Annotated in this window: 23 protein-coding genes and 1 riboswitch; of the genes, 8 read left to right on the top strand and 15 right to left on the bottom strand. The window is 62.7% G+C overall.

What is annotated here, in order from left to right; translation table 11 throughout:
- Positions 1-3: 3 nt before the first annotated feature.
- Complete coding sequence (gene scpB, locus NDI72_RS13690; RefSeq protein ID WP_206544872.1) at positions 4-666, top strand: SMC-Scp complex subunit ScpB; 663 nt, start codon at positions 4-6, stop codon at positions 664-666.
- Positions 667-676: 10 nt separating this feature from the next.
- Here scpB and eutH read toward each other — a convergent pair whose 3' ends face one another.
- Genes eutH through NDI72_RS13705 form a run of 3 tightly spaced genes read right to left on the bottom strand, consistent with a single transcriptional unit; the run spans position 677 to position 5335 of the window.
- The gene (gene eutH, locus NDI72_RS13695) at positions 677-1909 is read right to left on the bottom strand and encodes an ethanolamine utilization protein EutH (RefSeq protein WP_113156890.1); all 1233 of its coding nucleotides are present in this window, start codon (positions 1907-1909) and stop codon (positions 677-679) included.
- A gap of 58 nt (positions 1910-1967) precedes the next feature.
- Positions 1968-4427, bottom strand: coding sequence for a GcvT family protein (locus tag NDI72_RS13700; protein ID WP_283800720.1), 2460 nt, complete (start codon positions 4425-4427; stop codon positions 1968-1970).
- Positions 4424-5335 (bottom strand): phosphotransferase family protein, encoded by a 912-nt coding sequence (locus NDI72_RS13705; protein WP_283800721.1) that lies wholly within the window; start codon positions 5333-5335, stop codon positions 4424-4426. Before NDI72_RS13705 ends, NDI72_RS13700 begins: the two co-directional genes overlap by 4 nt.
- A gap of 162 nt (positions 5336-5497) precedes the next feature.
- Between NDI72_RS13705 and NDI72_RS13710 the strand changes: the two genes are divergently transcribed.
- The 5 genes from NDI72_RS13710 to NDI72_RS13730 all read left to right on the top strand — a co-directional run bounded on the left by NDI72_RS13710 (position 5498) and on the right by NDI72_RS13730 (position 9621).
- Entirely contained in the window at positions 5498-6259 is a 762-nt protein-coding gene (locus tag NDI72_RS13710) for a DeoR/GlpR family DNA-binding transcription regulator (RefSeq protein WP_283800722.1), read from the top strand.
- Between the two features lie 116 nt (positions 6260-6375).
- A riboswitch (TPP riboswitch) is annotated at positions 6376-6488 on the top strand.
- On the top strand, positions 6482-7090 hold the full coding sequence (locus NDI72_RS13715; RefSeq protein WP_113156894.1) for a YkoF family thiamine/hydroxymethylpyrimidine-binding protein: 609 nt from the start codon (positions 6482-6484) through the stop codon (positions 7088-7090). Its footprint overlaps the riboswitch before it by 7 nt.
- 4 nt (positions 7091-7094) lie before the next feature.
- Positions 7095-7883 (top strand): ABC transporter permease, encoded by a 789-nt coding sequence (locus NDI72_RS13720; protein WP_113156895.1) that lies wholly within the window; start codon positions 7095-7097, stop codon positions 7881-7883.
- Complete coding sequence (locus NDI72_RS13725) at positions 7880-8635, top strand: ABC transporter ATP-binding protein (RefSeq protein WP_283800723.1); 756 nt, start codon at positions 7880-7882, stop codon at positions 8633-8635. Before NDI72_RS13720 ends, NDI72_RS13725 begins: the two co-directional genes overlap by 4 nt.
- Positions 8632-9621 carry an ABC transporter substrate-binding protein gene (locus NDI72_RS13730; protein WP_283800724.1) on the top strand — a complete coding sequence of 330 codons (990 nt, stop codon included), beginning with the start codon at positions 8632-8634 and terminating at the stop codon, positions 9619-9621. The genes NDI72_RS13725 and NDI72_RS13730 overlap by 4 nt, the downstream gene beginning before the upstream one ends.
- Positions 9622-9685: 64 nt before the next feature.
- Here the strand turns inward: NDI72_RS13730 and NDI72_RS13735 are convergent, their stop codons facing one another.
- From NDI72_RS13735 to NDI72_RS13770, 8 genes are all read right to left on the bottom strand, one after another.
- Complete coding sequence (locus NDI72_RS13735; protein WP_283800725.1) at positions 9686-10609, bottom strand: esterase-like activity of phytase family protein; 924 nt, start codon at positions 10607-10609, stop codon at positions 9686-9688.
- A 78-nt stretch (positions 10610-10687) separates the two neighbouring features.
- A complete protein-coding gene (locus tag NDI72_RS13740; protein WP_283800726.1) occupies positions 10688-12301 on the bottom strand; it encodes an inorganic phosphate transporter in 1614 nt (537 codons plus the stop codon).
- A 31-nt stretch (positions 12302-12332) separates the two neighbouring features.
- Complete coding sequence (locus NDI72_RS13745) at positions 12333-13121, bottom strand: polyphosphate polymerase domain-containing protein (RefSeq protein WP_113156900.1); 789 nt, start codon at positions 13119-13121, stop codon at positions 12333-12335.
- A 23-nt stretch (positions 13122-13144) separates the two neighbouring features.
- Positions 13145-13726: a DUF4956 domain-containing protein gene (locus NDI72_RS13750; protein WP_113156901.1), complete on the bottom strand. Its 582-nt coding sequence runs from the start codon at positions 13724-13726 to the stop codon at positions 13145-13147.
- Between the two features lie 235 nt (positions 13727-13961).
- A complete protein-coding gene (msrA, locus tag NDI72_RS13755; protein ID WP_206544863.1) occupies positions 13962-14468 on the bottom strand; it encodes a peptide-methionine (S)-S-oxide reductase MsrA in 507 nt (168 codons plus the stop codon).
- Positions 14465-14911, bottom strand: a complete 447-nt coding sequence (gene msrB, locus NDI72_RS13760) for a peptide-methionine (R)-S-oxide reductase MsrB (RefSeq protein WP_113156903.1) — start codon at positions 14909-14911, stop codon at positions 14465-14467. Before msrB ends, msrA begins: the two co-directional genes overlap by 4 nt.
- Before the next feature lie 147 nt (positions 14912-15058).
- Complete coding sequence (locus NDI72_RS13765) at positions 15059-15823, bottom strand: anti-sigma factor family protein (protein ID WP_283800727.1); 765 nt, start codon at positions 15821-15823, stop codon at positions 15059-15061.
- Positions 15824-15860: 37 nt separating this feature from the next.
- Positions 15861-16352 carry an RNA polymerase sigma factor gene (locus NDI72_RS13770; protein WP_113156905.1) on the bottom strand — a complete coding sequence of 164 codons (492 nt, stop codon included), beginning with the start codon at positions 16350-16352 and terminating at the stop codon, positions 15861-15863.
- Between the two features lie 110 nt (positions 16353-16462).
- Here NDI72_RS13770 and NDI72_RS13775 point away from each other — a divergent pair, with 110 nt between their 5' ends.
- Both NDI72_RS13775 and NDI72_RS13780 read left to right on the top strand, forming a co-directional pair.
- Positions 16463-17944, top strand: a complete 1482-nt coding sequence (locus NDI72_RS13775) for a S8 family serine peptidase (protein ID WP_283800728.1) — start codon at positions 16463-16465, stop codon at positions 17942-17944.
- A 116-nt stretch (positions 17945-18060) separates the two neighbouring features.
- Positions 18061-18504 (top strand): PACE efflux transporter, encoded by a 444-nt coding sequence (locus NDI72_RS13780; RefSeq protein WP_283800729.1) that lies wholly within the window; start codon positions 18061-18063, stop codon positions 18502-18504.
- Positions 18505-18510: 6 nt separating this feature from the next.
- Here the strand turns inward: NDI72_RS13780 and NDI72_RS13785 are convergent, their stop codons facing one another.
- From NDI72_RS13785 to NDI72_RS13800, 4 genes are all read right to left on the bottom strand, one after another.
- Positions 18511-19434 (bottom strand): NAD(P)-dependent oxidoreductase, encoded by a 924-nt coding sequence (locus NDI72_RS13785; protein WP_206544858.1) that lies wholly within the window; start codon positions 19432-19434, stop codon positions 18511-18513.
- A gap of 21 nt (positions 19435-19455) precedes the next feature.
- The gene (locus NDI72_RS13790) at positions 19456-20298 is read right to left on the bottom strand and encodes a fumarylacetoacetate hydrolase family protein (RefSeq protein ID WP_283800730.1); all 843 of its coding nucleotides are present in this window, start codon (positions 20296-20298) and stop codon (positions 19456-19458) included.
- 28 nt (positions 20299-20326) lie between these two features.
- A complete protein-coding gene (locus NDI72_RS13795) occupies positions 20327-21061 on the bottom strand; it encodes an SDR family NAD(P)-dependent oxidoreductase (protein ID WP_283800731.1) in 735 nt (244 codons plus the stop codon).
- 123 nt (positions 21062-21184) lie between these two features.
- A complete protein-coding gene (locus NDI72_RS13800; protein ID WP_113156910.1) occupies positions 21185-21976 on the bottom strand; it encodes a GntR family transcriptional regulator in 792 nt (263 codons plus the stop codon).
- Between the last annotated feature and the right edge of the window lie 113 nt (positions 21977-22089).

Raw genomic sequence — 22089 nt, forward strand, 5'->3', positions numbered from 1 at the left:
CTCATGAGCGCGCAATCCGGAAAGAACGGCAAGAGTGAAAAGGCGGGCGCACCGCTCTTCGACCGCGAGCTGGAACATCTTCCGCAGGCCCTGCGCTGGCGGGAATGGATGGCTCGGGTGGAGGCGGTCATCTTCGCGGCCCCAGAACCGGTCTCGCGCGAGACCCTCACGCAGGTCATCGGCCGGGATTGCAGTCTGGATCTGATCATCGAGGACATCAGCGCCGAGCTCGCCGACAGGCCCTATGAGCTTGTCCGCGTCGCCGGCGGCTGGCAGCACCGCACACGCCCCGCCGTGGCGGATGCAATCCGCTCGGCATTCGGCATTGAGGAGCAAGGGGAAAGCCTGTCGGAAGCCGAAGCGCTGGTGCTCATGACCATCGGCTACTTTCAGCCCATCACGCGTTCGGAACTTTCCAGCTTCTTTGCCCGCGAAATCTCGCGGGATCTGATCGGCAAGCTGCGGCGTGCGGGTTTCATCGCCTCCGGCCCCAGAAGCCCGCAGCCCGGCGCACCCTACACCTATGTAACGACGCCCGGTTTTCTTGCCCATTTCGGTTTCGAAACCCTGCGCGACCTGCCGGATTTCGAAAAACTCGAAGATGCGGGCCTTCTCAACAAGGAAAAGCTCCTGGGAGATATCCCAGGAGCCATGGAACGCTGGTGATCTTTCCGATCTATTCGGCGGGCACCGGGCGCGCCTCTGCTCCCGCCTGCATTTCCCGGGAAGCCAGTTCCTCCGCTTTCGGGACCGAAAGCCAGATGGCGAGCAGGAACCCGGCAGCCCCGCCGAAGAGTTTGCCCAGGATCAGCGGCAGGATCATGCTCGGCTGGAAATTCGCCGAGAAGGCAAGGTGGTCGCCGAAGGTGAAGGCCGCACAGACGGCAAAGGCGATTGCCAGCACCTTGTCACGCGGCTGCATCTTGCCGACCAGCCGGTACATGGCGAGGATGTTCGCCGTTGCCGCCAGAAGCCCCGCGGCCCCTTCCGGCGAGACGCCGATGCGCGCGCCAAGCGCCTCCATCGGACCTGCCAGATATTTGGTCAGCAGGTAGACCATCGGAAACGCCCCGGCGAGCATGATGCCGATATAGCCGGCAATCTCCAGCGCACGGAACTGGTCCTGCTCATCCGCGATGATCGGGTCGAAGCCCCATGAGCCGAACACAGTGGTGAAGAAGCCCGTGAAATACTCGACGATGGAAGCGACCAGAACGAGCGTGATGCCGGCATACATGAGGCGGCCGAACCACAGAAAACCCGTGATCATCGCATCGGGTGCAAAGCGCAGCCCGAGCGCGATGGCGACGCAGAAGACGATCAACGGCAGAAGATTGCGCAGAATGTCCACCAGCGACAGCGCGATCTGGTAACTCGCATCAGCCGTCGTCGAGACATCCGGGCGAATGCCGAGCCCGGCAAGCGCGATCAACGCGCAGGCGATGAACACGCCAATCGGCACGCTCAGAATGCCGGACATGATGCCGAGCGCCATGTATTTGTGGTCGGCCTTCGCCAGCATCGCCAGTCCCACGGGAATGGAAAAGATGATGGTCGCGCCCGACATGAAGCCCACAATGGTGGCGATCATCCACGCATCGCGCGACTGGGCGAGCGTGTCGGCAAGCTGATAGCCGCCCATGTCGACGGCAATCACCGTAGTGGCTGCAATGGACGGGTCTGCGCCGATCATCGCGAAAAGCGGCCCCGCGACGAGGCGGATGAACTCCGAAAGATAAGGGATCGCGGCCATGATGCCGGCCACGGGAATGAAGATCGGGCCGATGGAATGCAGCCCCTCGATAAACTCTTTCCCGAGCCCGGTTTCAGGGTTTCGGATGGAGGCGATTGCGCCGGCGACGGCGCATGCCATGATTATGTAAATGACGTAGGTACCGATTGAAGCCATTTGCCTTCCCTCCCAGTGTGCGAAATGCGCCTCCGGCTTTTTGACGCCGGTTTTTCGATCAGCCCTTTACGCGTTCCCCCGGCGGATCGTAGAGCGGCGCCATGTGCACCGTGGCCGCGAAGCGTTCGTTCGCCACGATGAGTTCATAGTCTCCCGATGTCAGAAATGCGTCGTCGACGCCCCCGGCGGCGCGCACATAGCCGTAGCCGATGGGTTTGCCGACCGTGTAGCCATAGCCCCCGCTCGTCAGATAGCCGACCGGCTCGCCATTGCGCAGGATCGTTTCCCGGCCAAGCAGAACCGCGTCGGGGTCAGCCGTGGTGAAGCAGGCAAGGCGTTTGGTCAAAGGGCCGCCAGAAGCCGCCTCACAGGCCTCGCGCCCGATGAACGGCGTGTCACGGCGCAGCTTCACGGCCCAGCCAAGCCCCGCCTCGAACGGGTTGTCATTGGGCGTGACGTCCGAGCCCCAGGCGCGATAACCCTTCTCCAGCCGGAGCGACTCGATGGCGCGATAGCCCACGGGGCGGATCTCCTGCGCGCGGCCTTTGTCCATCAGCGCGTCAAACACGTCGCCCGTGCCCTCGATGGGCACATGCAGCTCCCAGCCCAGTTCACCAACATAGGTCACGCGCATGGCGCGCACGCGGTGCCCGGCAATGTCGATCTCCTGCACCCGGCCGAAGCGGAAGGCCTCGTTGCCGACATCGGCCCCGGTCACGGCGGCGAGAACTTCACGCGCCCGCGGCCCCATCAGGGAGAGCGTGCCATGTTTCTCGGTCACGTCGACAAGACGGGCGTTTGCGCCGGCAGGCAGGTGGTCTTCTATCCACGCAAAGTCGTGGGTGCGCGAGCCGGTTCCGGTCACGATGTAGAAGTGGTCATCGGCAAGACGGGCGACGGTCAGGTCGCATTCGATGCCGCCGCGCGAATTCAGGATCTGCGTGTAGGTCAGGCGTCCGGCGGGCTTGGCGACATGGTTGGCGCAGATGCGCTCCAGCGCTTCGGCCGCATCGGGGCCAGTCAGCTCATACTTGGCGAAGGATGACTGATCGAACACGCCAACCTTTTCGCGCACATGCGCATGTTCCTCACCGACGGGGCCAAACCAGTTCTGCCGCCCCATGGAATAGTCGTCCCGCGCGTCCATCCCCTCCGGCGCAAACCAGTTGGGCCGTTCCCAGCCGAGCTTCGAGCCGAACACCGCGCGGTGATCCTGAAGCTTTGCATAGAGCGGGGAGACGATGCGCGGCCTGCCGCTTTCATATTCCTCATGCGGGAACGCGACCGTGTAGTGCTTGCCATAGGCTTCGAGCGTGCGCTCCTCGACCCATTTGCGGTCCCGGTGCAGCTCCGAGAAGCGGCGAATGTCCACGACCCAGAGATCCAGCGGAGCCTCGCCGCGCACCACCCATTCCGCCAGCACCCAGCCCGCACCGCCGCCTGCGGCGATGCCGAAGGCGTTGAAGCCGGCCCCGACAAACATGCTGGCGCATTCCGGGGCCTGTCCGAGAATGAAATTGCCGTCCGGCGTGAAGCTTTCAGGCCCGTTGATCATCTGCCTGACGCCTGCTTCGGCGAGTGCCGGAACACGCTCGATGGCCTGTGTCATGTGCTGTTCGAAATGGTCGAAATCGTCGTCGAACAACTGGAATTCGAACCGGTTGGGCACATCTCCGCCCGGCAGGCCGGTGGCCCAGCTCTGCGGGTTCGGTTCGTAGCCGCCCATGACGAGGCCGCCGACCTCCTCCTTGAAATAGATGCGGCGGTCGGGATCGCGCACGGTCGGCGTGTCGGAAGAGAGCCCCTCGATCTTCTCGGTCACGATGTACTGGTGCTTGACCGGTTGCAGCGGCACCGAGACCCCGGCCATCGCACCGATCTGACGGGCCCATTGGCCGCCGCAATTGACCACTTTTTCGCAGGCGATCCTGCCACGATCCGTCTCCACGGCAACGATGCGGCCGCCCTCCATCTCGAAGCCGGTCACCTGAACGCCTTCAAAGAGCCGCGCCCCGTTCATGCGCGCGCCCCTGGCGAGTGACTGGGTGATGTCGGACGGGCTGGCCTGCCCATCCGTGGGCAGCCAGGACGCGCCGATCAGGTCGGACGTGTCCATGAGCGGCCACATCCGCTTCACTTCCTCCGGCCCGACAAGCTCCATCTCCATGCCGAAGCTGCGCGCGGTGGTGGCAAGCCGTCTGAACTCGGTCCAGCGGTCTTCATTGGTGGCGAGCCGCAGGCAGCCGGTCATTTTCCAGCCGGTCTCCAGACCCGTTTCCTCGTGCAGCCTTTTGTACAGATCCACCGAGTATTTCAGCACGCGCGTGATCGACGCCGACGAGCGCAGCTGACCGATCAGCCCGGCGGCATGCCAGGTCGAGCCCGATGTCAGTTTGCCCTGTTCCAGAAGAATGACGTCGGCCTTGTGGTCGCGGGCAAGGTGGTAGGCTGTCGAGCAGCCGATGATGCCGCCTCCGATGACGACGATCTGGGCATGCGAAGGCAGGGTCTGGGTCATCGTAATGCGCGTCCGTATTGGGTGTAGAAAGTGTCCAGTGCGGCCTCGAGCCGCGAGAGGTTCTCATGCGTGTAGGCAACGTAGTCGGTGCCCGGCGCGTCGAGATAAAGCTCGGAGGTCATGCTCCACATCGCCTCGCGCAACAGCGAAGCGCACTGCATGGAGGCCAGCGAACGCCGCAGGTCCCAATCGGGCGTGCGGTCGAAATAATAGCCGAGCAGCGCTTCGGACTCTTCGTCCGAAAAGCTGGCGTTGGAGGAGAGACCCGCCAGATCGAACATCGCCGTCGAGAAGCCGGCATATTCGAAATCGATCAGCCACAGCCGCTTGCCGTCATCCAGAAGGTTGGCTGGCAGGAGGTCGTTGTGACCGAACACGATTGGAAGCGGCGTCTGTACGGCTTCCAGCTCATCGGCCAGCGCAAGATAGGCCGGCAGCTGCTCCGTCATCCGGCTCCCGCCTTCCTTCAGGGTGCGCGCATAGTCGCGGATGACGTGAAACGGCCAGAACATGAAGCCCGGCCCTGAAACATGGTGCGGCATGTCCTGATGAAAATCGCGAACGATCCTGGCGACGCGTTCAATGTTGGCGCGCACATCGGCTTCGCCGTATGTTTTCGCATTGAGATGTCTGCAAACCATCACGCCGGGCGCCGCATGCTCGACGGCTGGTGCAAGAGACGCTAACTCGGCGGCGCGCGCGGTCATCAATTCGCGGTCGCGGATAACGTGATGAAAGGGATAGTCCTTGCCAAAACGGACCACATGGCCGCCGGCATCGTCGGTAACGAGCCAGCTTTCATTGCTGATGCCGCCGACAAGCGGCTCTATCGTGATTGCCCCCTGCCATAGGGGTAGTGCCGCAATCCGATCAGAGCCCGGGGCGGTGATTTCCCGTGCTGCCGTCATGTCTCCTCCCGCAGCCTTTGGCTGTCGATTTTGAGGAAGAATTGATGGGCATCTGTGTGAAGTCAACAGAAAAATGTTGAAGTTTGACCGATTTGCATCTTCTTGAATTTCAAATCAGTCATGATAGGGCATAAACGGGCATAACCGGTAAGGGCAACGCAGATGAACTATTCCCCCCGCCATGGTCGGATTCTGGATCTTCTGACAGAGCAGGGCACAATGGGCGTCAATGATCTGGCGCAGCATCTGGAGGTGTCGGTGGAAACCGTTCGCCGCGATGTGAAGGCGCTCGCCGGGCGCGGCGCCATCGTGCGCATGCATGGCGCCATCGCCTTGCCGTCCGTGGTCAGCGAAGCGCCGTTCGAGCGGCGCATGCGGGAGAACCGGCAGGCCAAGGAGACCATCGCCGCACTGGCCGCCGCGACGATCCGCGATGGCGAGTCCGTGATGCTCGACACGGGCACCACCACCAGCCTTCTGGCGCGCGCGCTGCTGGACCACCGGCAGTTGACCGTCGTTACCAACTCATCCGACATTGCCCGCACGCTGGCGACCGTCAATGGCAACAAGGTCTACATGGCCGGCGGGGAGTTGCGCAGCGACAGTGGCTCCGCGCTCGGCTTTTCCGCCATCGAGTTCGTCAGCCGTTTCAGCGTTGATCACGCCATCATTTCCGCCGGCGCGGTGAACGCGATGACCGGCATCATGGATTACGATCTGGAGGAGGCGCAGTTCGGCAATGCGGTTCTGGCGCGTGGTCGCCGCCGGGTTGTCGTGACCGATGCTTCCAAGTTCGGCCGGAAGGGGCTGGTGCGCGTCTGCTCCTTTGCCGAAGTCGATTCGCTGATCGTCGACAGTATGCCGCCGGAAGACCTGTCCGAAGCGCTCCGTCAGGCCGATGTGACGGTTACCTGCCCCGCCTGACGGGGGCGTTCAGCCCACCGGCGCACCACGCCTGTGGGAAAGCTGTACATTTGTTCTCCGACCAAACAGTTCCTGCACAATCAACTTGCTTTCCGTCTCGGGATTTGGTTCGTTCCGCGCATCCACAGGGGTGCCGCGTATCGCCGCGGCTGAGATGAGGGTGCAAATCCTCGGGCCCTAGAAGCTGATCTGGGTAATGCCAGCGGAGCAAGGAGGACAATCATGTTCGCAGGTGCGCAGCTTTCCCTTTATCCGATGACCGACAATTTCGTCGACGTCATCATGTCGTCGCTCTCCGCGTTCGATCCTTACCGGGACCGGTTGCGGATCGAGACCGACGATATCTCCACGCTCGTCGTCGGCCCGCCCGAAGTGCTGTTTCCGGCGCTGCGCGATTTCTATGTCGCCGCCGCATCCACCCGCCATCATGTGGTGCTGCGCGCCACGCTATCGCGCGGCTGCCCCGGCGAGCCCGACGATCCGATCTGCAGCACCTCTGCACTCGCCAATCCGTCGGAGCCGCTCGCCGAACGGCAGAAGGCGGCGCTTGCAGCAGTGGCCAATGCCAAGACCACGTCGGAAATCGCACGCGCGCAGTTCTCGCTTTACGTGATGGGCGCCGGCGATCACATGGCGGAGATCATGGGCTGCATCGACTTCCTGAAGTCGAGCGGCGTCTTCGATCGTTCCAAGAATTTCTGCAGCCGTCTCACCGGCGATGCAGGCCCAGTTTTCGCAACGCTCGAACAGGCTTTTTGCCGGTTTGGTCCGCCCGAAGGCCATGTGACGGTCGATTTGACCGTTTCCGCCAACAGCCCCTCCACGGCCTGACCCCATGTCTCAGGGTCGGCCCCGTCCTGCGGGCGGACGGCTGGTGCGCGGCTTGCCTGCCCTGGCAAGCGTTGCCGGTGCAATCCTCCTTTGGGAAATCTATGTGCGGCTGTCGGGCATTTCGCCGCTGGTTCTGCCTGCGCCTTCGCGCGTCATCGAACAGATGGGCGTCAACCGCGCCCTCCTGTGGGAGAACACGCTGCCGACGCTGAGCGCGACGCTGACCGGCTTTGCCTTCTCCGTCAGCATCGCCTTTGCCCTCTCGGTGGCGCTCGATTTCCTGCCGAAGCTGCGGCGGGCGCTGTTCCCGATCTTTGTCGTCAGCCAGACCCTGCCGCTGGTGGCCATCGCGCCGCTGGCCGTCCTGTGGTTCGGTTTCGGTCTCACACCGAAAATCCTGCTCGTGGCGCTCGTCACCTTCTTTCCCATGCTGGTGGCGCTGGTCGATGGCTACGAATCCACCGATCCCGAAATCGAAACGCTGATGCGCTCCATGGGCGCGTCGCGGTGGAAAGTGTTCCGGGCGGCGCGTTTTCCCTCGGCCATGCCCTATTTCTTCGCCGGCCTGCGGATCTCCATCACCTATGCCGTGGTCGCCGCGATCTTCTCCGAATATGTCGGCGCGCGCGCCGGGCTCGGCATTGTCATTCTCAACGCCAAGAACAGCTTTCGCCCGGATCTCATGCTGGCAGCGGTCGTGGTCAGCTCCACGCTGACGCTGGTGCTCTTCGGCGTCTCGGCGCTTCTGCAACGCGCGCTGCTGCGCTGGCGTGAAGCGGGGCAAACACGATGAGCGCCCTCGAAATGCGCAATGTGGGCGTGATGCTTGGCGAAACCGCCGTGCTCGACGATGTGTCGCTGCATGTGGGGCAGGGGGAGTTCGTCTCCATTCTCGGCCCTTCGGGAGCAGGCAAGTCCACCCTGTTTCGCCTGCTCACCGGCGCGCTTGCGCCGGATCGCGGCGAGATCCTGCGCGATGGCGCGCCGCTGAAGCGCGATGGCCAGACCTTCGCCTTCATGCCGCAGCGCGACGCGCTGATGCCCTGGCGACGCATCATCGACAACGTCATTCTGGGGCTGGAAGTGCAGGGTGTGCCCCGCGCCGAGGCGCGCGCCCGCGCGCTGCCGCTATTCGCCGAATTCGGGCTGGAAGGCTTTGAGCAGCGCTATCCGGCGGAACTCTCGGGCGGCATGCGTCAGCGCGCAGCCCTTCTGCGCACGGTCATTCAGGCCCGCCCGATCCAGCTTCTCGATGAACCCTTTGGCGCGCTCGACGCACTCACCCGCGCGCAGATGCAGCGCTGGCTGGAAGACCGCTGGCGCGCTGCACGCTGGACCACGCTGCTCGTGACCCATGACGTGCGCGAAGCAGTGGCCCTTTCAGACCGCATCTATGTGCTGTCGCGCCGTCCCGCCCGCGTGATTTCCGAAGTCGTCGTCCGCGCCCCGCGCCCGCGCCTTGGCGCGCCCCTGCCGGACGAAGCCCGCGCGCTGGAAGAAGATCTTTTGAACACCTTGCTCAGTCAGACAGGAGAAAGACCATGAAGAGCCTGATAGCCGCAGCCCTGATGCTCGGCGCGATGGCGCTGCCGGCAACGGCGCAGGAACGCCTGAGCGTCGCGCTGGACTGGACGCCCAACACCAACCATGTGGGGCTCTACGTCGCCCAGGCTAAGGGCTGGTTCAAGGATGCCGGCCTTGATGTCGAAATCCTGCCCTACACCGACACGTCCTCCGGCACGCTGGTCGCCACGGGCGTTGCCGAATTCGGCATTCTCAGCTCCATCGGTTTCTACAGCCAGCGCGCCACGGGCGCCGACCTCACGGTGGTCATGGCGGTGATGCAGCACGAGACGGGCCGTCTCGTCTTCAACGGCGAGCGTGAAGACATCCAGCGCCCGGCCGATCTCGATGGCATGACCTATGCCGGTTTCGGCAGCGCATGGGAGCAGGCCCTCATCTCCACCATCATCCAGAACGATGGCGGCAAGGGCGAATTCGAGACCGTCACGCTCGGCACCTCTGCCTATGAGGCGCTTGCCAACGGCACGGTCGATTTCACGCTTGAGGTCAGCACCTGGGAAGGTGTGAACTCCGTGCTCCTCGACCGCCCGCAGCGCGCATTCCGCTATGCCGATTACGGCGTTCCGGATCAGCACACCACCTATCTCGGCGGCAACGGAACCTGGCTGAAGGCCAACCCGGAGACCGCGCACGCTTTCGTTGAAGCGGCTCAGCGCGGCTATGCCTTTGCTGCCGAGAACCCGGAAGAGGCAGCCGAAATGCTGATCGCCGAGACCGGCGGCATGCTGTCCAACCCGGAGCTGGTCCGCGCTTCCATGCAGGCCATCGTGGATGGCGGCTACCTGCAGGACGAAGGCGAACCGGTCGGCCTCATCGATGCGGACATGTTCGGCAACATCACGAAGTTCATGTTCGAGGCGGGCGTCATGCGCGATGCCGACGGCAAGCGCCTTGAGGAAATGCCGGACGTCTCCACCTGGTTCACCAACGCGTACCAGAAGCAGTAATTTCTGACGCAGTTCAGAGATTTACGGGCCCGAAAGCCCCAGGAGGTTTTCGGGCCGTTTTCATTCAGGGCATGGCCGGAAACGTCACGTCCACCAGCGCGAACACCGAGCGTTGCTCCTTCTTGATCCTGTCATCGCTGACCAGCAGAAAGAGTGACGGCGAGACCGCGACAATGCCTTCGAAATCCGCATCGTCGACACCAGGAACATCAAGCCGAACCGCCTGCGTTTTGCATAAGGTGTCGGCCGCGCAGACCGCAGGGTCGACAAGCCGCAGATAGGGAACGAGCGCCTTGTCTTCCTTGATGCGCTCCAGCACCAAAAGTCTGCCATCGGGCAGCGCCGTCATCGCCTTCACCCGCGACGCGCCGATATCCTCGCTCGACCACGAGAGCGTTTCGCCACCTTCCGCATAAAGCGTGTGCGCGGTGCGCGGCGCGGGCTCAAACGGTTCTTCGGGCAGGGTCACAAGGCCAAGCTCCGGGTGATGGGCTATGGATTCAAGGCCGCGGTTCTTGCCCGCCTGTCGGCTGCTGTCACGCACCGCCGATGGCAGCTCGATCTCTGCCAGCCATCCCCCGTCACGCTTGAAAAGTGCGGCGCGCGGTCCGCTTTCGCTCAGGATCGCGAAATTCAGAGCGCCCGTTTCATCTGGTCGTAGCATCAGCGCTTCCGGCCCGAACCCCTGTTCGGCAAGCGCATTGCCATCTGCGTCGGTCAGCGCCGCAGCCGCCTGCGGCTCAAGGGCCGTAATCGTCTCGCCATCGGTCGAAAAGGCGAGACTGAACAGCGTGGCCCGGTCGGAAACCGCGTAAACGGTCTGCGTCTGCGGGTCGTAAGCGAGGCCGGATAACTCGGCCATCGTCTCGCCGTTCACATCGATTTCGGGCATCACCCGATGATCGAGAACCCGCGCCGACATCGGCTCGGCATTGACTGCAAGCGTGGTGGCGAGGGCGAGGAGGGGTGTCAAAAGAATGGTTCTCAAGGTTCAGACCTCATTTCTGGCGGAAATGCTTCTGGCAGACGGCAGGGGCGCCCCGGATTTTCCGGAGCGCCCGCTGCCTCACAGCATGATCCCGCGAAGGGTGAAGTAGATCACGGCGGAGATGAGCGCCGTCAGCGGAACGGTTATGATCCAGGCCGACAGAACCTTGGTCATCAGCGCCCGGTTCACGAGAGCTTCTCCCCGGTCGGTTGCCGCAGTGCTGCCGCACACGCTGGCGTCAGACTGCCTTTGCGCATGTTCCCTGCGCAGCCCATCGATCATGGCCCTGCGCTGCGCGAAGGGGCTTGCCTGCATGCGGGCGATGAAAGCGTCGCATTCCGCCTCATCACGACCGGCATGCAGTGTGCGGATATCGCTGACGATCCGCGCATAGCGGCGCTTCAGCCACTCCCGCAGAAAGCCCACGCCAAGCACCGCGCCCACGGTCACATGGGTCGTGGAGACCGGCAGGCCAAGCTGGCTGGCCGTGATCACGGTGATGGTTGCCGCCATGGCGATGCAGTAGGCGCGCATCGCGTCCAGCCTGGTCAGCTCCCCACCCACGGTCTGGATGACGCGGGGGCCGAACAGCAGGAGGCCGATGGCGAGGCCGGCAGCGCCGAGCCCCATGACCCAGAACGGAATGATGGCCTTTTCCTGCATCGCGTCATTGGTCAACACATCATAGATACCGGCCAGTGGCCCGATCGCGTTTGCCACGTCATTGGAGCCGTGCGCGAAGCTCAAAAGCGCTGCCGAGAAGATGAGCGGCAGGGCCAGAAGCTGGTTCACCGCGGATTTGTCATTCTGAAGTTTTGGCAGCCGGCGTGCGATCAGGAAGCGGGAGACAGCCCATGCCACAAGAGCGATGAGCGCGCTGGCCATGGTCGCCTCAAGCAGGCTCGCGGACCACACCTTCTTGAACCCCTTGAGGATCAGATAGGTGCCGAACGACCAGGTCATGGCGGCCACGAGAAGCGGCACAATCCTCTGCGCGGCCTTCAGCACCTGCGGCTCATAGGTCACGAAGCGCTTGATCGCATAGAGAAACAGCGCAGCAAACAGGCCGCCCAGAAGCGGGGAGATGATCCAGCTTGCGGCGATGTTGGCCATCACCGACCAGTCAACGGCCGAAAGGCCCGCTGCCGCAATGCCGCCGCCCATCACGCCACCCACGATGGAATGGGTCGTGGAGACGGGCGCGCCGAAAACGGTGGCGAGGTTCAGCCAGAGCGCCGCAGCCAGAAGTGCGGCCATCATCACCCAGACATAGACGTTCCGGTCAGCAAGCGCCTCCGGCATAACGATGCCGCCGCGCACGGTGCTGATGACCTGGCCGCCGGCAATAAGCGCGCCGCCAAACTCGAACACCGCCGCCATGATGAGCGCGCCTGCAAGCGGGATCACCCTTGCGCCGACCACGGGGCCGATATTGTTGGCGACATCATTTGCGCCGATATTGAGCGCCATATACGCGCCGAAGCCGGCGGCCGTGGCGATCCACAGCGCGAATTCGGGATTGCCGCCATTCTGGGCGCGCACCAGCGCATAGGCCATCGCCGCAGCGACGAAGGACAGGGCGATGAAAAGACGTCCGAGAAACGGAGCAAGGTCTCTGAGGTCCGACCTGGCTTTCGCGAGGCTCGCCATATAGCCGGATTCAGGCAAAGCGGGGCTGACATGCGTACGCATGGTCCTCTCCTTTCGATGGCAGAGTTGAAGCTCAGGCGGGGCTCAGGGCCCGGCCGTCGAGAAGCTGCAAGCGACGCAGCGCGGGCAGGAAGCGGTTGTGCCGCTCCACCTGGCCCGTCGCGGCCATGCCCACGCAGTATTTTGAGCAGCGTTTTGTCGGGTGGACGTGCAGTCCCCGGAAAATCGCATCGGCGATGCCGTTGCCGCGCGCCGACTTCGTTTCCACGATGGAGATATCGGGCCGCACAAGGCGGCGCACATCGCCAGCCTTGAACGAGAGCTGCGTGTCAATGGTCATGCGCTCGCCGCCCTCCTTGGCCACCAGCGTGATGCGCATATACTGCATCTCGATCACCGGGGCCAAAGGCCGGTCGAAGGGGCTGTCATAGATCTCGCGGTGGCACGTATCGATGAAACTTTCACCGGAGTGGTCGAGGCCCGAACCGGGTTCCTGCAGCTTCAGGCGTTTTTTGACCGTAATCTGCCGTTTGCTCTTCAGCTTCACTTCCAGATAGCTGAGGCCAGTGTCCACGTAATCGCGCACCCGCACCTTGCAGCGTTTGCGACGCCCCTGATGGTGGTCGTAATAGCTGCGCAGATCGTCATCATCATAATAACGGGTGGCATAAGTGAACGCGCGGATGCCGTCGATTTCGAGCACGTCGAACAGGTCCGAAAAGGCGTGCAGCGCGGGGCGGAGCCGGTTGGCCGGGACGATATACTTGTTGTCCAGCCGTTCCAGCATGGCGGCCTTGCCGTTCAGTCCCTCAAGCGAGATCGGGCGGAAGCCGGTCAGTTCATTTGTGATGGAATGATCCATTGGAGTGTCTCCTTCCCGGCAGGTCAATGCCGGGGCTTGCGGAAGAACACGTTCATCCGGGCCATGTCGTTGATGTAGTCGAGCGCGGTGATCTGGTAGGACATCACGTCCACGCCAAGGCGCTCGGAGAGGTCGCGGCGCATCTTCTCAGGCTGCGAAAGCGCTTCGTGATCGATCTTGTCGAGCGTGATCTTCACACCGTCGGACGAGCGCAGGATGGCCGGGTGATCGAGGATGTAAGCGCCCAGAAGCACAAGCGCGACAACGGCAAGCACGATGGCCAGAGGCGTTCCGGGAATGGCGCAGATCACGGCGATGGAGACCGAGCCGAAGAAATAGGTGATTTCCACCTTGGAGATCTGCTCCGAACGCAGGGTGAAGAGCGCCAGGATCGCGAAGAGGCCAAAGCCGGCGGCCAGCGAGAATTCGACAGCCGAGAGAATGGAAAGAACGCCAAAGGCAAAGATGTTGAACAGCGATGCCGCCGTCACCAGTTCCTTGTCGCGGTAGCGCCGGTAGTAAAGGCCGAAGACCAGGATCGTCATCGACACGACGTCGATGCCAAAGCGGATTGGGGTGTCACCGAATGCGAATGTTTCCAGCATTGTTTTCCTCATTTGTTGGTCACGGCCTCTGTCAGAAAACTGTCGTAAAACTGTCAGAAAGCCGTCTCTGGTGTCGGAAAACGTGAGGGAATTGGATCTATTCCATCGGCATTGATTTTATTTCTCCCGGGTCCGCTGAAACCCTTGCCGCATATGAAAAAACTCCCCCCGGATTTTTTCCGGAGGGAGTTCATCTTTGTCGTTTCGGTCAGATATCTGCGCCTGATCCGGCGTTCTATTCCGCCGCGTCGCGCCGTGGCAGCACCCAGTCGGGGCGCGGGAAATGGCAGGTATAGCCATTGGGATAGCGCTCGAGATAATCCTGATGCTCGGGCTCTGCTTCCCAGAAATCGCCAACCGGCTCCAGTTCCGTCACCACCTTGCCCGGCCACAGGCCGGAGGCGTTCACATCGGCAATGGTCTCTTCGGCCACGCGCTTCTGCTCGTCGCTTACATAGTAGATCGCCGAGCGATAGGACATGCCGACATCATTGCCCTGCCGGTTTGCCGTGGTCGGGTCATGGATCTGGAAGAAGAACTCCAGCAGCCGGCGATAGCTCGTCTTGTCGGGATCAAAGGTGATTTCAATCCCTTCCGCATGGGTTCCATGGTTGCGGTATGTGGCGTTCGGCACGTCGCCTCCGGTGTATCCCACACGGGTGCTGACAATGCCGGGCAGCTTGCGGATGAGGTCCTGCATGCCCCAGAAACAGCCGCCAGCCAGAACAGCGCGTTCAGTCATTGCACATCCTCCACCTGATCGAGATAGTCTCCGTAACCTTCCGCTTCCATCGCATCGCGATGAATGAAGCGCAGTGCCGCCGAATTGATGCAATAGCGCAGACCGCCACGGTCTCGCGGGCCATCCTCGAAGACATGGCCAAGATGGCTGTCGCCATGCGTGGAGCGCACTTCCGTGCGGATCATGCCGTGGGTCGTGTCCCGCAGCTCGCTGACATTGGCCGGCGCGATGGGTTTGGTGAAGCTCGGCCAGCCACAGCCGGACTCATATTTGTCGCTGCTTGCGAAAAGCGGTTCGCCCGAAACGATGTCGACGTAGATGCCCGGTTCTTTGTTGTTCAGGTGCTCGCCGGTGCCAGGGCGTTCCGTGCCGCTTTGCTGCGTCACGTAATATTGCTCCGGGCTGAGGCGGGCCAAGGCTTCTTCGGTCTTCCTGTAGTTCATCGGCAGCTCCGGCTTCCTGATCGTTCAATGGTGATCGGTCTCGGCATCGCGTCGAAACACGGTGCCTGCGGAGCCTCATCTAGGTATCGCGGCTCCGCGATCCCAATCATATTAGCGTGATCCGAAACGGAAGTCCGCCGGGACGCGTCAGCGCAGTGTGGAAAGCGCCGCGCTCTCGTCCTCGGCCGAAAGCGGCGCACCGGCCCTGGTGGCCATGAGAAACGCGTCCAGCGCTTCCAGCGAAGACGCGGGAACGAAATCGCCGTTCACATCCACCTGCGAGGCCGCAAAGCGCAGCTGCCAGGCATCGTTTTCCTGACAGGCGACAGCCACATGAGATGTGCCACGCGCACTGACCTCGAATTCCCGGCAAAGCGTGTCCGCGCCATCGCGATAAGTGGCAATCGCCTCGAAACGCGCATCCTCGCCAAGTTGCCTTGTCTCGCCCGACGGCGATACGTTCAGCGCTTCCACGATCCGGTCGTCTGCAAGGCCCGCAATCTCGATGCCGCCCGCCCGTTCGGGCTGACCGGCGGCCATGTAACCAAGCAACCCGCCCGCAACCATCGCCAGAGAAGCTGCGATGGGCAGGGCATGGCGCTGCGCGAACCCCTGTTGGCGCGGGGCGCTCCTTTGCCTGAAGGGAAGCACCTCCGCTCCGGAAGTGAATTCTTCCATCTCCGCAGCGCCAGCCATCTGTCGCACACGCGCTTCAAGATCGTCTGGCACGGAAACTTTTGCCGTTCCGAATGTGCCCGCCAGTAACGCGCGCGTCTTCATGAACAGGTCCACGCGCTCCGCGAGCGCAGTGTCCCGCCCGATGGCGTCTTCAACCTCAAGGCGGGTCTTCGCATCGAGCTCGCCATCGGCATAGGCCATCAGAACTTCATCGGTGAATTTTTCTTCATGCATCGTGTTCTGTCCTGTCGCAAAAGGTCATGCGGCCCTGTCAGTTTAGATCAAGTTTTCCGGCGAGCGTGGTCCGGGCGCGGGCAAGCCGGCTCATGACCGTGCCGATGGGAATGCCAAGCGCGGCGGCAGCTTCCTTGTAGGAGAGCTCCTCCACGCAGATCATCATGATGATCTCGCGCTGGTCCGCCGGCAGTTCCTGCAGCGCACTCGCCACATTGCCGAGCATCAGATGCGTTTCCGTGTCATGCGCACCATCGGTGAAAATCGCATCGGGCCGGTCGACAATGTCCACGCTTTCGCCGCGCGTCCTGTCGCGCCGCACCCGGTCAATCCAGGTGTTGCGCATAATGCGTATCAGCCACGCGGAAAGGTTCGTGCCCTGGGCATAGCTGCTCCGGCTCGCAAAGGCTTTCTCGCAGGTCTGCTGCACAAGATCGTCGGCCACGTCCAGCGAGCGGCTCAGCACGAAAGCATAACGTCGCAGGTTCGGCAAAAGGTCGACGATTTCATCCGCAAAGGTGGATTTCATGTTCCGGTCCGGGCGCCTTCTCCGTGAATGATGTGGAATAAACGTTGGGCTCGCCCGTTTATTCGCCTGCATTCCAAAAAATGCTAATGAGGCGTCGAATGGAAGGGTTCATGAACGCAAAACACAGCTATCGCTGCTTCGTCCGTCTATTGTTCATCGCGCTTTTGGGATTGCCCATGGCGATCGCGCCCGTGCTGGTGAATGACCCGGCCGGCTATGCATTTGCCGACGATGACGATGATGACGACGACGATGATGATGACGATGATGACAACGGCGGCGGTGGAGGCGGCGGCAGCAGCGGGGGAACGAGCTTCAGCGGAAGCTCCTCCGGCGGTTCATCCGGGTCGTCCCGGCGCTCGGGCTCTTCCGGCAAGACACTCTTCGAAGCGCTGAAACAGCGCCTCAATCCCCGCAAGAGCGCACCGCGCCGCAGCAGGCCCGCTGCCCGGCGCGCCGCACCGCCCCCCGCCATCCACGCCGACCGTGAGGTCATCGCGCTGGGACTGAGCCAGGGAGACATAGAGGCGCTCGTCGACGATGGCTTCGCCGTCCTGGAACAGATCGACCTCCTGTCACTCACGGCAACGCTATACCGGCTGCGCATCCCGGCGGAACAATCGCTCGATGCAGCCCGCGATACCGTACGCGCACTCAGGCCCGATGCCCTGCTCGATCTTAATCATCACTATCGCCCGTCTTCACGCGGTGGTGCAGATGGCGCCGGGCTCATCGGTTGCGAAGGTCCGCACTGTCCCGACAGGGCGCTGGTCGGATGGGTCGAGCCCGGCGGGCAGGATCCCGCCTGTGCGAGCCCTGTTCGCGTCGGCATTGTCGACACCGGCATCAACCCCGAGCACACCACCTTCGACGGCGGCGAGATCGAGTTCGTCCAGATGGAAGTGTCGGGCGGCTCCGATTCAGGCCGTCAGCACGGAACGGCGGTCGCGGCGATCCTGATCGGTTCCGGCGAAAGCCGGTCGCCGGGGCTCCTCAATGGCGCGAAACTCGTCGCCGCCGATCCGTTTTACCGCAAGGCGGGCGACGAACGGGCCGACGCCTATCACCTGATCGCCGCCATCGATGCGGTGGTCGACCAGGAGGTCGCAGTGCTCAATCTCAGCCTGGCAGGCGCGGCCAATGAAGTGGTCGAGCGGATCGTCAACGAGGCGGCGCAAAAGGGCGTCGTCGTCGTTGCATCCGCCGGCAACAACGGACCGCGCGCGAAGCCGGTCTATCCCGCAGCGTATGACACGGTCATCGCGGTCACGGCAGTGGACCGCGCAAAGCGCGTTTATCGCCGGGCAGGGCAGGGCGACCACATCGATTTTGCCGCCCCCGGCGTGCAGGTCTGGACCGCCGCTTCGGTTTCCGGCGCACGTCCCAAGACCGGGACCTCCTTCGCAGCCCCCTTCGTCACCGCAGCAGCGGCCATGCTCAAACGTCAGGATCAAAGCCTCGACCATCGGGCGGTGAAGGCAATCCTCGCGGAAACAGCGCTGGATCTCGGGGCTGAAGGGCGCGATCCGGTGTTCGGTCACGGCCTGTTTCAGGCCTCCGGCCTGTGCCCGGCGGCCCTGCCGGGCGAGTAATCTGAAACCATCCTTGCGTTGTGCGACACGCTTCCTATATTGCACGCCGAAGCGAGGACGACCTCCCCCATTCCGGGAACCATTTCGGGACGGCCCGAGTACCAACGGGGAGCAAGATGCGCACTGCCGCAGACCGTATTCGCCACGCCGTCAGTTTCGAGCTGATCGCCCTTCTCATCGTCACGCCAATCGCCTCGTGGCTTTTCGGCAAGCCCATGTTCGAGATGGGCATCGTCGTGGTCGTCAGCGCCACGGTCGCCACGGCGTGGAACTATATTTACAATCTGGGTTTCGACCATGCGCTGCGCCGTTTCACCGGCAGTGTCCGCAAAACGGTGCCAATGCGCGTCGTTCACGCCGTTCTGTTCGAGGGTGGCCTTCTGGTCGTCCTGATGCCATTCACGGCAGCACTTCTCGGCGTTCCCATGGTGGAGGCGCTCTTCGTCAACGCCTCTTTCGCGCTTTTCTATCTGGTCTACGCTTTCGTTTTCAACTGGGCGTATGACCTGATCTTTCCCGTGCCCGAAGTGCGTGCGGCTCCCGAGAACAGCCGGGCCTGATCACGCTCAGCCCTTGAGCGGCGGGGCCTTCGTCTCGCCGCTGCCGAGCCGCTTTCCGGGATTGATCGCCTCAAGCCACAGCAGATAGGCCGCATGGTCGTGTCGGCCCATCTTCATGTCGTGAACAAGTGCGCGAAACGCGTCGCGCGTCTGTTCCGTGAGCGGCAGCTTCAGCCTGGCCGCATCGGCCACTTCGAGCGCGTTTTCGAGATCCTTGAGATGCAGTTCAAGCGGGCCGCCGGGTATGAAGTTGCGCTCCAGCATCCGCTCTCCATGCAGTTCCAGAATGCGTGAGGTGGCAAAGCCGCCCATCAGAGCATCGCGCAGTGCAGCCGGGTCACATCCACCTTCCTGCGCCAGAAGAGATGCTTCGGCAATCGCGCCAATGGTGACAGCCACGATTGCCTGATTGGCGAGTTTCGCAACCTGACCGGCCCCGTGCGTGCCCACATGGGTTGCCCGCCCCATGGAGGAGAGCAGTTTCTCCGCATCGGCGAAGTCTCCAACATCGCCGCCCGCCATGATGGCAAGCGTTGCTTCGATGGCCCCTTTCTCACCGCCCGATACGGGCGCATCCAGATGTCTGTGCCCGCTTTGGGAGAGCATCTGCGCATGATCGCGGGCGACCGCTGGCTGGATCGACGACATGTCGATGAAAAGCGCACCTTTCGGCGCACGCTCCGCAATGCCGTTCCCGCCAAAATAGATCTCGGTGACGATGGGCGAGTTGTCGACCATCGTCACGATGGCGTCAGCCTGCGCCACGGCCGTCTGCGGGTCGTCCGCAACCGTTGCGACATCCGCAAGCGGCTCCGCCTTGGCGCGGGTGCGGTTCCAGACGGTCAGGTTGAAGCCCGCCGCGGCAATGTTGCGCGCCATGGGCGCGCCCATGATGCCGGTGCCGATGAGGGTGACATTCCTGATGCTCATGGCGGGCTCCACTTCCTGTAATCAGGCCTGAACGACTGTCTGGCGCTGTTCGCCGAGACCGGTGATGGAAAGCGTCATCACGTCGCCGGGCTTCAGATATTGCGGTGGCTTCATGCCCATGCCCACGCCGGGCGGCGTGCCGGTGGAAATCACGTCGCCGGGCATCAGCGTCATGAACTGCGAGAGGTAGGCAATCACGTAGGGCACGTTGAAGATCAGCGTGTTCGAATTGCCCGTCTGACGGCGCTCGCCATTCACATCCAGCCACATGTCGAGATTGTGCGGGTCGGCCACTTCGTCGCGCGTGACAAGCCAGGGCCCGAGCGGGCCGAACGTGTCATGGCTCTTGCCCTTGGTCCACTGGCCGGAGCGCTTGGTCTGGAAATTCCGCTCCGAGACGTCGTTCATGATCGCGAAACCGGCGACGTGATCCATCGCATCCGCCTCGCTCACATATTTCGTCTTCTTGCCGATGATCACGGCCAGCTCCACCTCCCAGTCGAGCGCCGTGGAGCCACGCGGCATTTCCACATCGTCATTGGGGCCGCACAGCGCGTTGAGCGCCTTGGCGAAGATGATCGGCTCTTCCGGCGGCTCAGCGCCGGTTTCGGCTGCATGGTCGGAATAGTTGAGACCGATGCACACGATCTTCTGCAGACCGGCCACGCATGGGCCAAGGCGCGGCTCTCCCTCAACCACAGGCAGGGACTGCGGATCGATAGCGCGCAGGCGCTCCAGCCCCTCTGGCGAAATGACGTCGCCGGCAATGTCGGCAACAGTGCCGGAAAGATCGCGCAGCGTACCGTCCGCCGCGAGCATGCCCGGCTTTTCCTGCCCTGCAGGGCCATAACGCAACAGCTTCATGTCATCGTTCCTCTGTATTTATCTCGGATCAGTAGACCGCGCGTCCGCCGGAAATATCGAACACGCCGCCGGTTGTGAAGGAGCACTCTGCCGAGGCAAGCCAGGCGATCATTGCCGCCGCTTCCGCCGGTTCGAGAAAGCGCTCCAATGGAATTTTCGAGAGCATGTAATCGATATGCTCCTGGCTCATCTGGTCGAAGATCGGGGTGCGGGCGGCCGCCGGCGTCAGGCAGTTCACGATAACGCCCGTCTTGGCCAGTTCCTTGCCCAGCGATTTGGTGAGCCCGATCAGCCCGGCCTTGGAGGCCGAATAATGCGAGGCGTTGGGGTTGCCTTCCTTGCCGGCGATGGAAGCAATGTTGACGATGCGGCCATAGCCACGCTCGATCATGCCCGGTATCAGCGCCCGGCAGGTGAGGTAGGGCGCGACAAGATTGACCTCCACCGTGCGCCGCCACACATCGGACGCAAGCTCCCAGGTCTTGCCGTTGCCGCCCGTGATGCCGGCATTGTTGACGAGTATGTCAATCGCGCCGGCCTGCCGTGCAGCTTCGGTCACCGCATCTTCCTCGGTCAGTTCCACCACGCGACCGGAGGCCTTCTCCCCCAGTTCCGCCACGGCCTTGTCCAGCATGTCGGCATTGATGTCCCAGAGGATCACCTCCGCACCGCTTTCGATAAAGCGCTCCGCCGTCGCCAGTCCAATGCCCTGAGCACCGCCGGTGATGATCGCTCTTTTTCCCTCAAGATCGATGTGGTTCATGAAATGCCCCTCCTCATTTCGTTCCGCTGACTGTCTTGGCACAGACATCGGCAAATCACAATGTATACATTGTTTCTGAACGTCTTAAGTCCCGGTTCTGGCCTCACTGGCCGCAAAGACGGTTTAAAGCTCTGTCGGTGTCGTGCCCCGCTGGCGCAGAAGCGACAGCAATTGCTGGTCGGCGCGGTCGCGGTGCGCCTGATGCAGCCGGGTCGCTTCCTCCGCATTCCCCGCCGCGATGGCGTCGAGAATTGCCCGGTGCTCGCGGTCGGAGACGAGCGGCAGCGGACGCAGCTTCGTGATTGCCCGGCGGGCGTGATACTGCATGTCCCAAAGCTGCCTCAGCATGGAGAGCAGGCGCGGGTTGCCACACAGCCCCACCAGTTCCGAGTGGAACTCGTCATCAAGCTCCGACCAGCTTTCAATGTCGCCACGCTGCGAGGCGCGTTCCATCTGGGTGAGGATGCCATCCAGCCGCTTGTGATCTTCGGCGCTGATGCCACGCCGCGCTGTCAGCTGCGCCGCCTTCACCTCGAGCGCTGAAAAGACCTGATAGATCTGCTCGATTTCATCGACCGTCAGCGCCTTGACCGTGATCCCGTGGCGGGGCCGCACATCGACCAGCCCTTCTTCCTCTAGCCGAATCAGCGCTTCGCGCACGGGCGTGCGGCTGAGCGAAAGAAGGCTGGCCACTTCCGTTTCCAGAAGCGTGGTGCCCGGCGGTAGCCGGCCTTCGAGAATGCGGAATTTCAGCTCGTGATAGGCGCGGTCGCGCGCCGGCATCTTGCCGATCCCCTGCAGGCTGGGGCGCGGGCGCGAAACGGCAACAGCCGTTTCAGCGGCCCTGTTCCCGGGTGCCTGCTTTGCGGTCGCCGCCTTCTTGCCTTCGGTCTTGCTCAGAGCTCCCTCCCTCAATGCCTTCCGTGCCGCAAACCTGTCGGTGCGCCTGTCATGGTTGGCAGATGTTCGCTGCCAGATACAGGCGTTTTGGCTCTCCGCAAACAGATCTTCATGTGCCGGTCTTGCCC

Source organism: Nitratireductor sp. GZWM139 (assembly GCF_030068685.1).
GTDB lineage: Bacteria > Pseudomonadota > Alphaproteobacteria > Rhizobiales > Rhizobiaceae > Nitratireductor > Nitratireductor aquimarinus.

Excerpts from the sequence above, each read along its gene's own strand:
- NDI72_RS13720 (WP_113156895.1), top strand. The coding sequence starts at position 7,095 with ATGTCTCAGGGTCGGCCCCGTCCTGCGGGCGGACGGCTGGTGCGCGGC.
- NDI72_RS13725 (WP_283800723.1), top strand. The coding sequence starts at position 7,880 with ATGAGCGCCCTCGAAATGCGCAATGTGGGCGTGATGCTTGGCGAAACC.
- NDI72_RS13780 (WP_283800729.1), top strand. The coding sequence starts at position 18,061 with ATGCGCACTGCCGCAGACCGTATTCGCCACGCCGTCAGTTTCGAGCTG.
- msrA (WP_206544863.1), bottom strand. The coding sequence starts at position 14,468 with ATGACTGAACGCGCTGTTCTGGCTGGCGGCTGTTTCTGGGGCATGCAG.
- scpB (WP_206544872.1), top strand. The coding sequence starts at position 4 with ATGAGCGCGCAATCCGGAAAGAACGGCAAGAGTGAAAAGGCGGGCGCA.
- msrB (WP_113156903.1), bottom strand. The coding sequence starts at position 14,911 with ATGAACTACAGGAAGACCGAAGAAGCCTTGGCCCGCCTCAGCCCGGAG.
- NDI72_RS13745 (WP_113156900.1), bottom strand. The coding sequence starts at position 13,121 with ATGGATCATTCCATCACAAATGAACTGACCGGCTTCCGCCCGATCTCG.
- eutH (WP_113156890.1), bottom strand. The coding sequence starts at position 1,909 with ATGGCTTCAATCGGTACCTACGTCATTTACATAATCATGGCATGCGCC.
- NDI72_RS13710 (WP_283800722.1), top strand. The coding sequence starts at position 5,498 with ATGAACTATTCCCCCCGCCATGGTCGGATTCTGGATCTTCTGACAGAG.
- NDI72_RS13785 (WP_206544858.1), bottom strand. The coding sequence starts at position 19,434 with ATGAGCATCAGGAATGTCACCCTCATCGGCACCGGCATCATGGGCGCG.
- NDI72_RS13795 (WP_283800731.1), bottom strand. The coding sequence starts at position 21,061 with ATGAACCACATCGATCTTGAGGGAAAAAGAGCGATCATCACCGGCGGT.
- NDI72_RS13765 (WP_283800727.1), bottom strand. The coding sequence starts at position 15,823 with ATGCATGAAGAAAAATTCACCGATGAAGTTCTGATGGCCTATGCCGAT.
- NDI72_RS13700 (WP_283800720.1), bottom strand. The coding sequence starts at position 4,427 with ATGACCCAGACCCTGCCTTCGCATGCCCAGATCGTCGTCATCGGAGGC.
- NDI72_RS13770 (WP_113156905.1), bottom strand. The coding sequence starts at position 16,352 with ATGAAATCCACCTTTGCGGATGAAATCGTCGACCTTTTGCCGAACCTG.
- NDI72_RS13705 (WP_283800721.1), bottom strand. The coding sequence starts at position 5,335 with ATGACGGCAGCACGGGAAATCACCGCCCCGGGCTCTGATCGGATTGCG.
- NDI72_RS13740 (WP_283800726.1), bottom strand. The coding sequence starts at position 12,301 with ATGCGTACGCATGTCAGCCCCGCTTTGCCTGAATCCGGCTATATGGCG.
- NDI72_RS13775 (WP_283800728.1), top strand. The coding sequence starts at position 16,463 with ATGAACGCAAAACACAGCTATCGCTGCTTCGTCCGTCTATTGTTCATC.
- NDI72_RS13790 (WP_283800730.1), bottom strand. The coding sequence starts at position 20,298 with ATGAAGCTGTTGCGTTATGGCCCTGCAGGGCAGGAAAAGCCGGGCATG.
- NDI72_RS13730 (WP_283800724.1), top strand. The coding sequence starts at position 8,632 with ATGAAGAGCCTGATAGCCGCAGCCCTGATGCTCGGCGCGATGGCGCTG.
- NDI72_RS13750 (WP_113156901.1), bottom strand. The coding sequence starts at position 13,726 with ATGCTGGAAACATTCGCATTCGGTGACACCCCAATCCGCTTTGGCATC.
- NDI72_RS13715 (WP_113156894.1), top strand. The coding sequence starts at position 6,482 with ATGTTCGCAGGTGCGCAGCTTTCCCTTTATCCGATGACCGACAATTTC.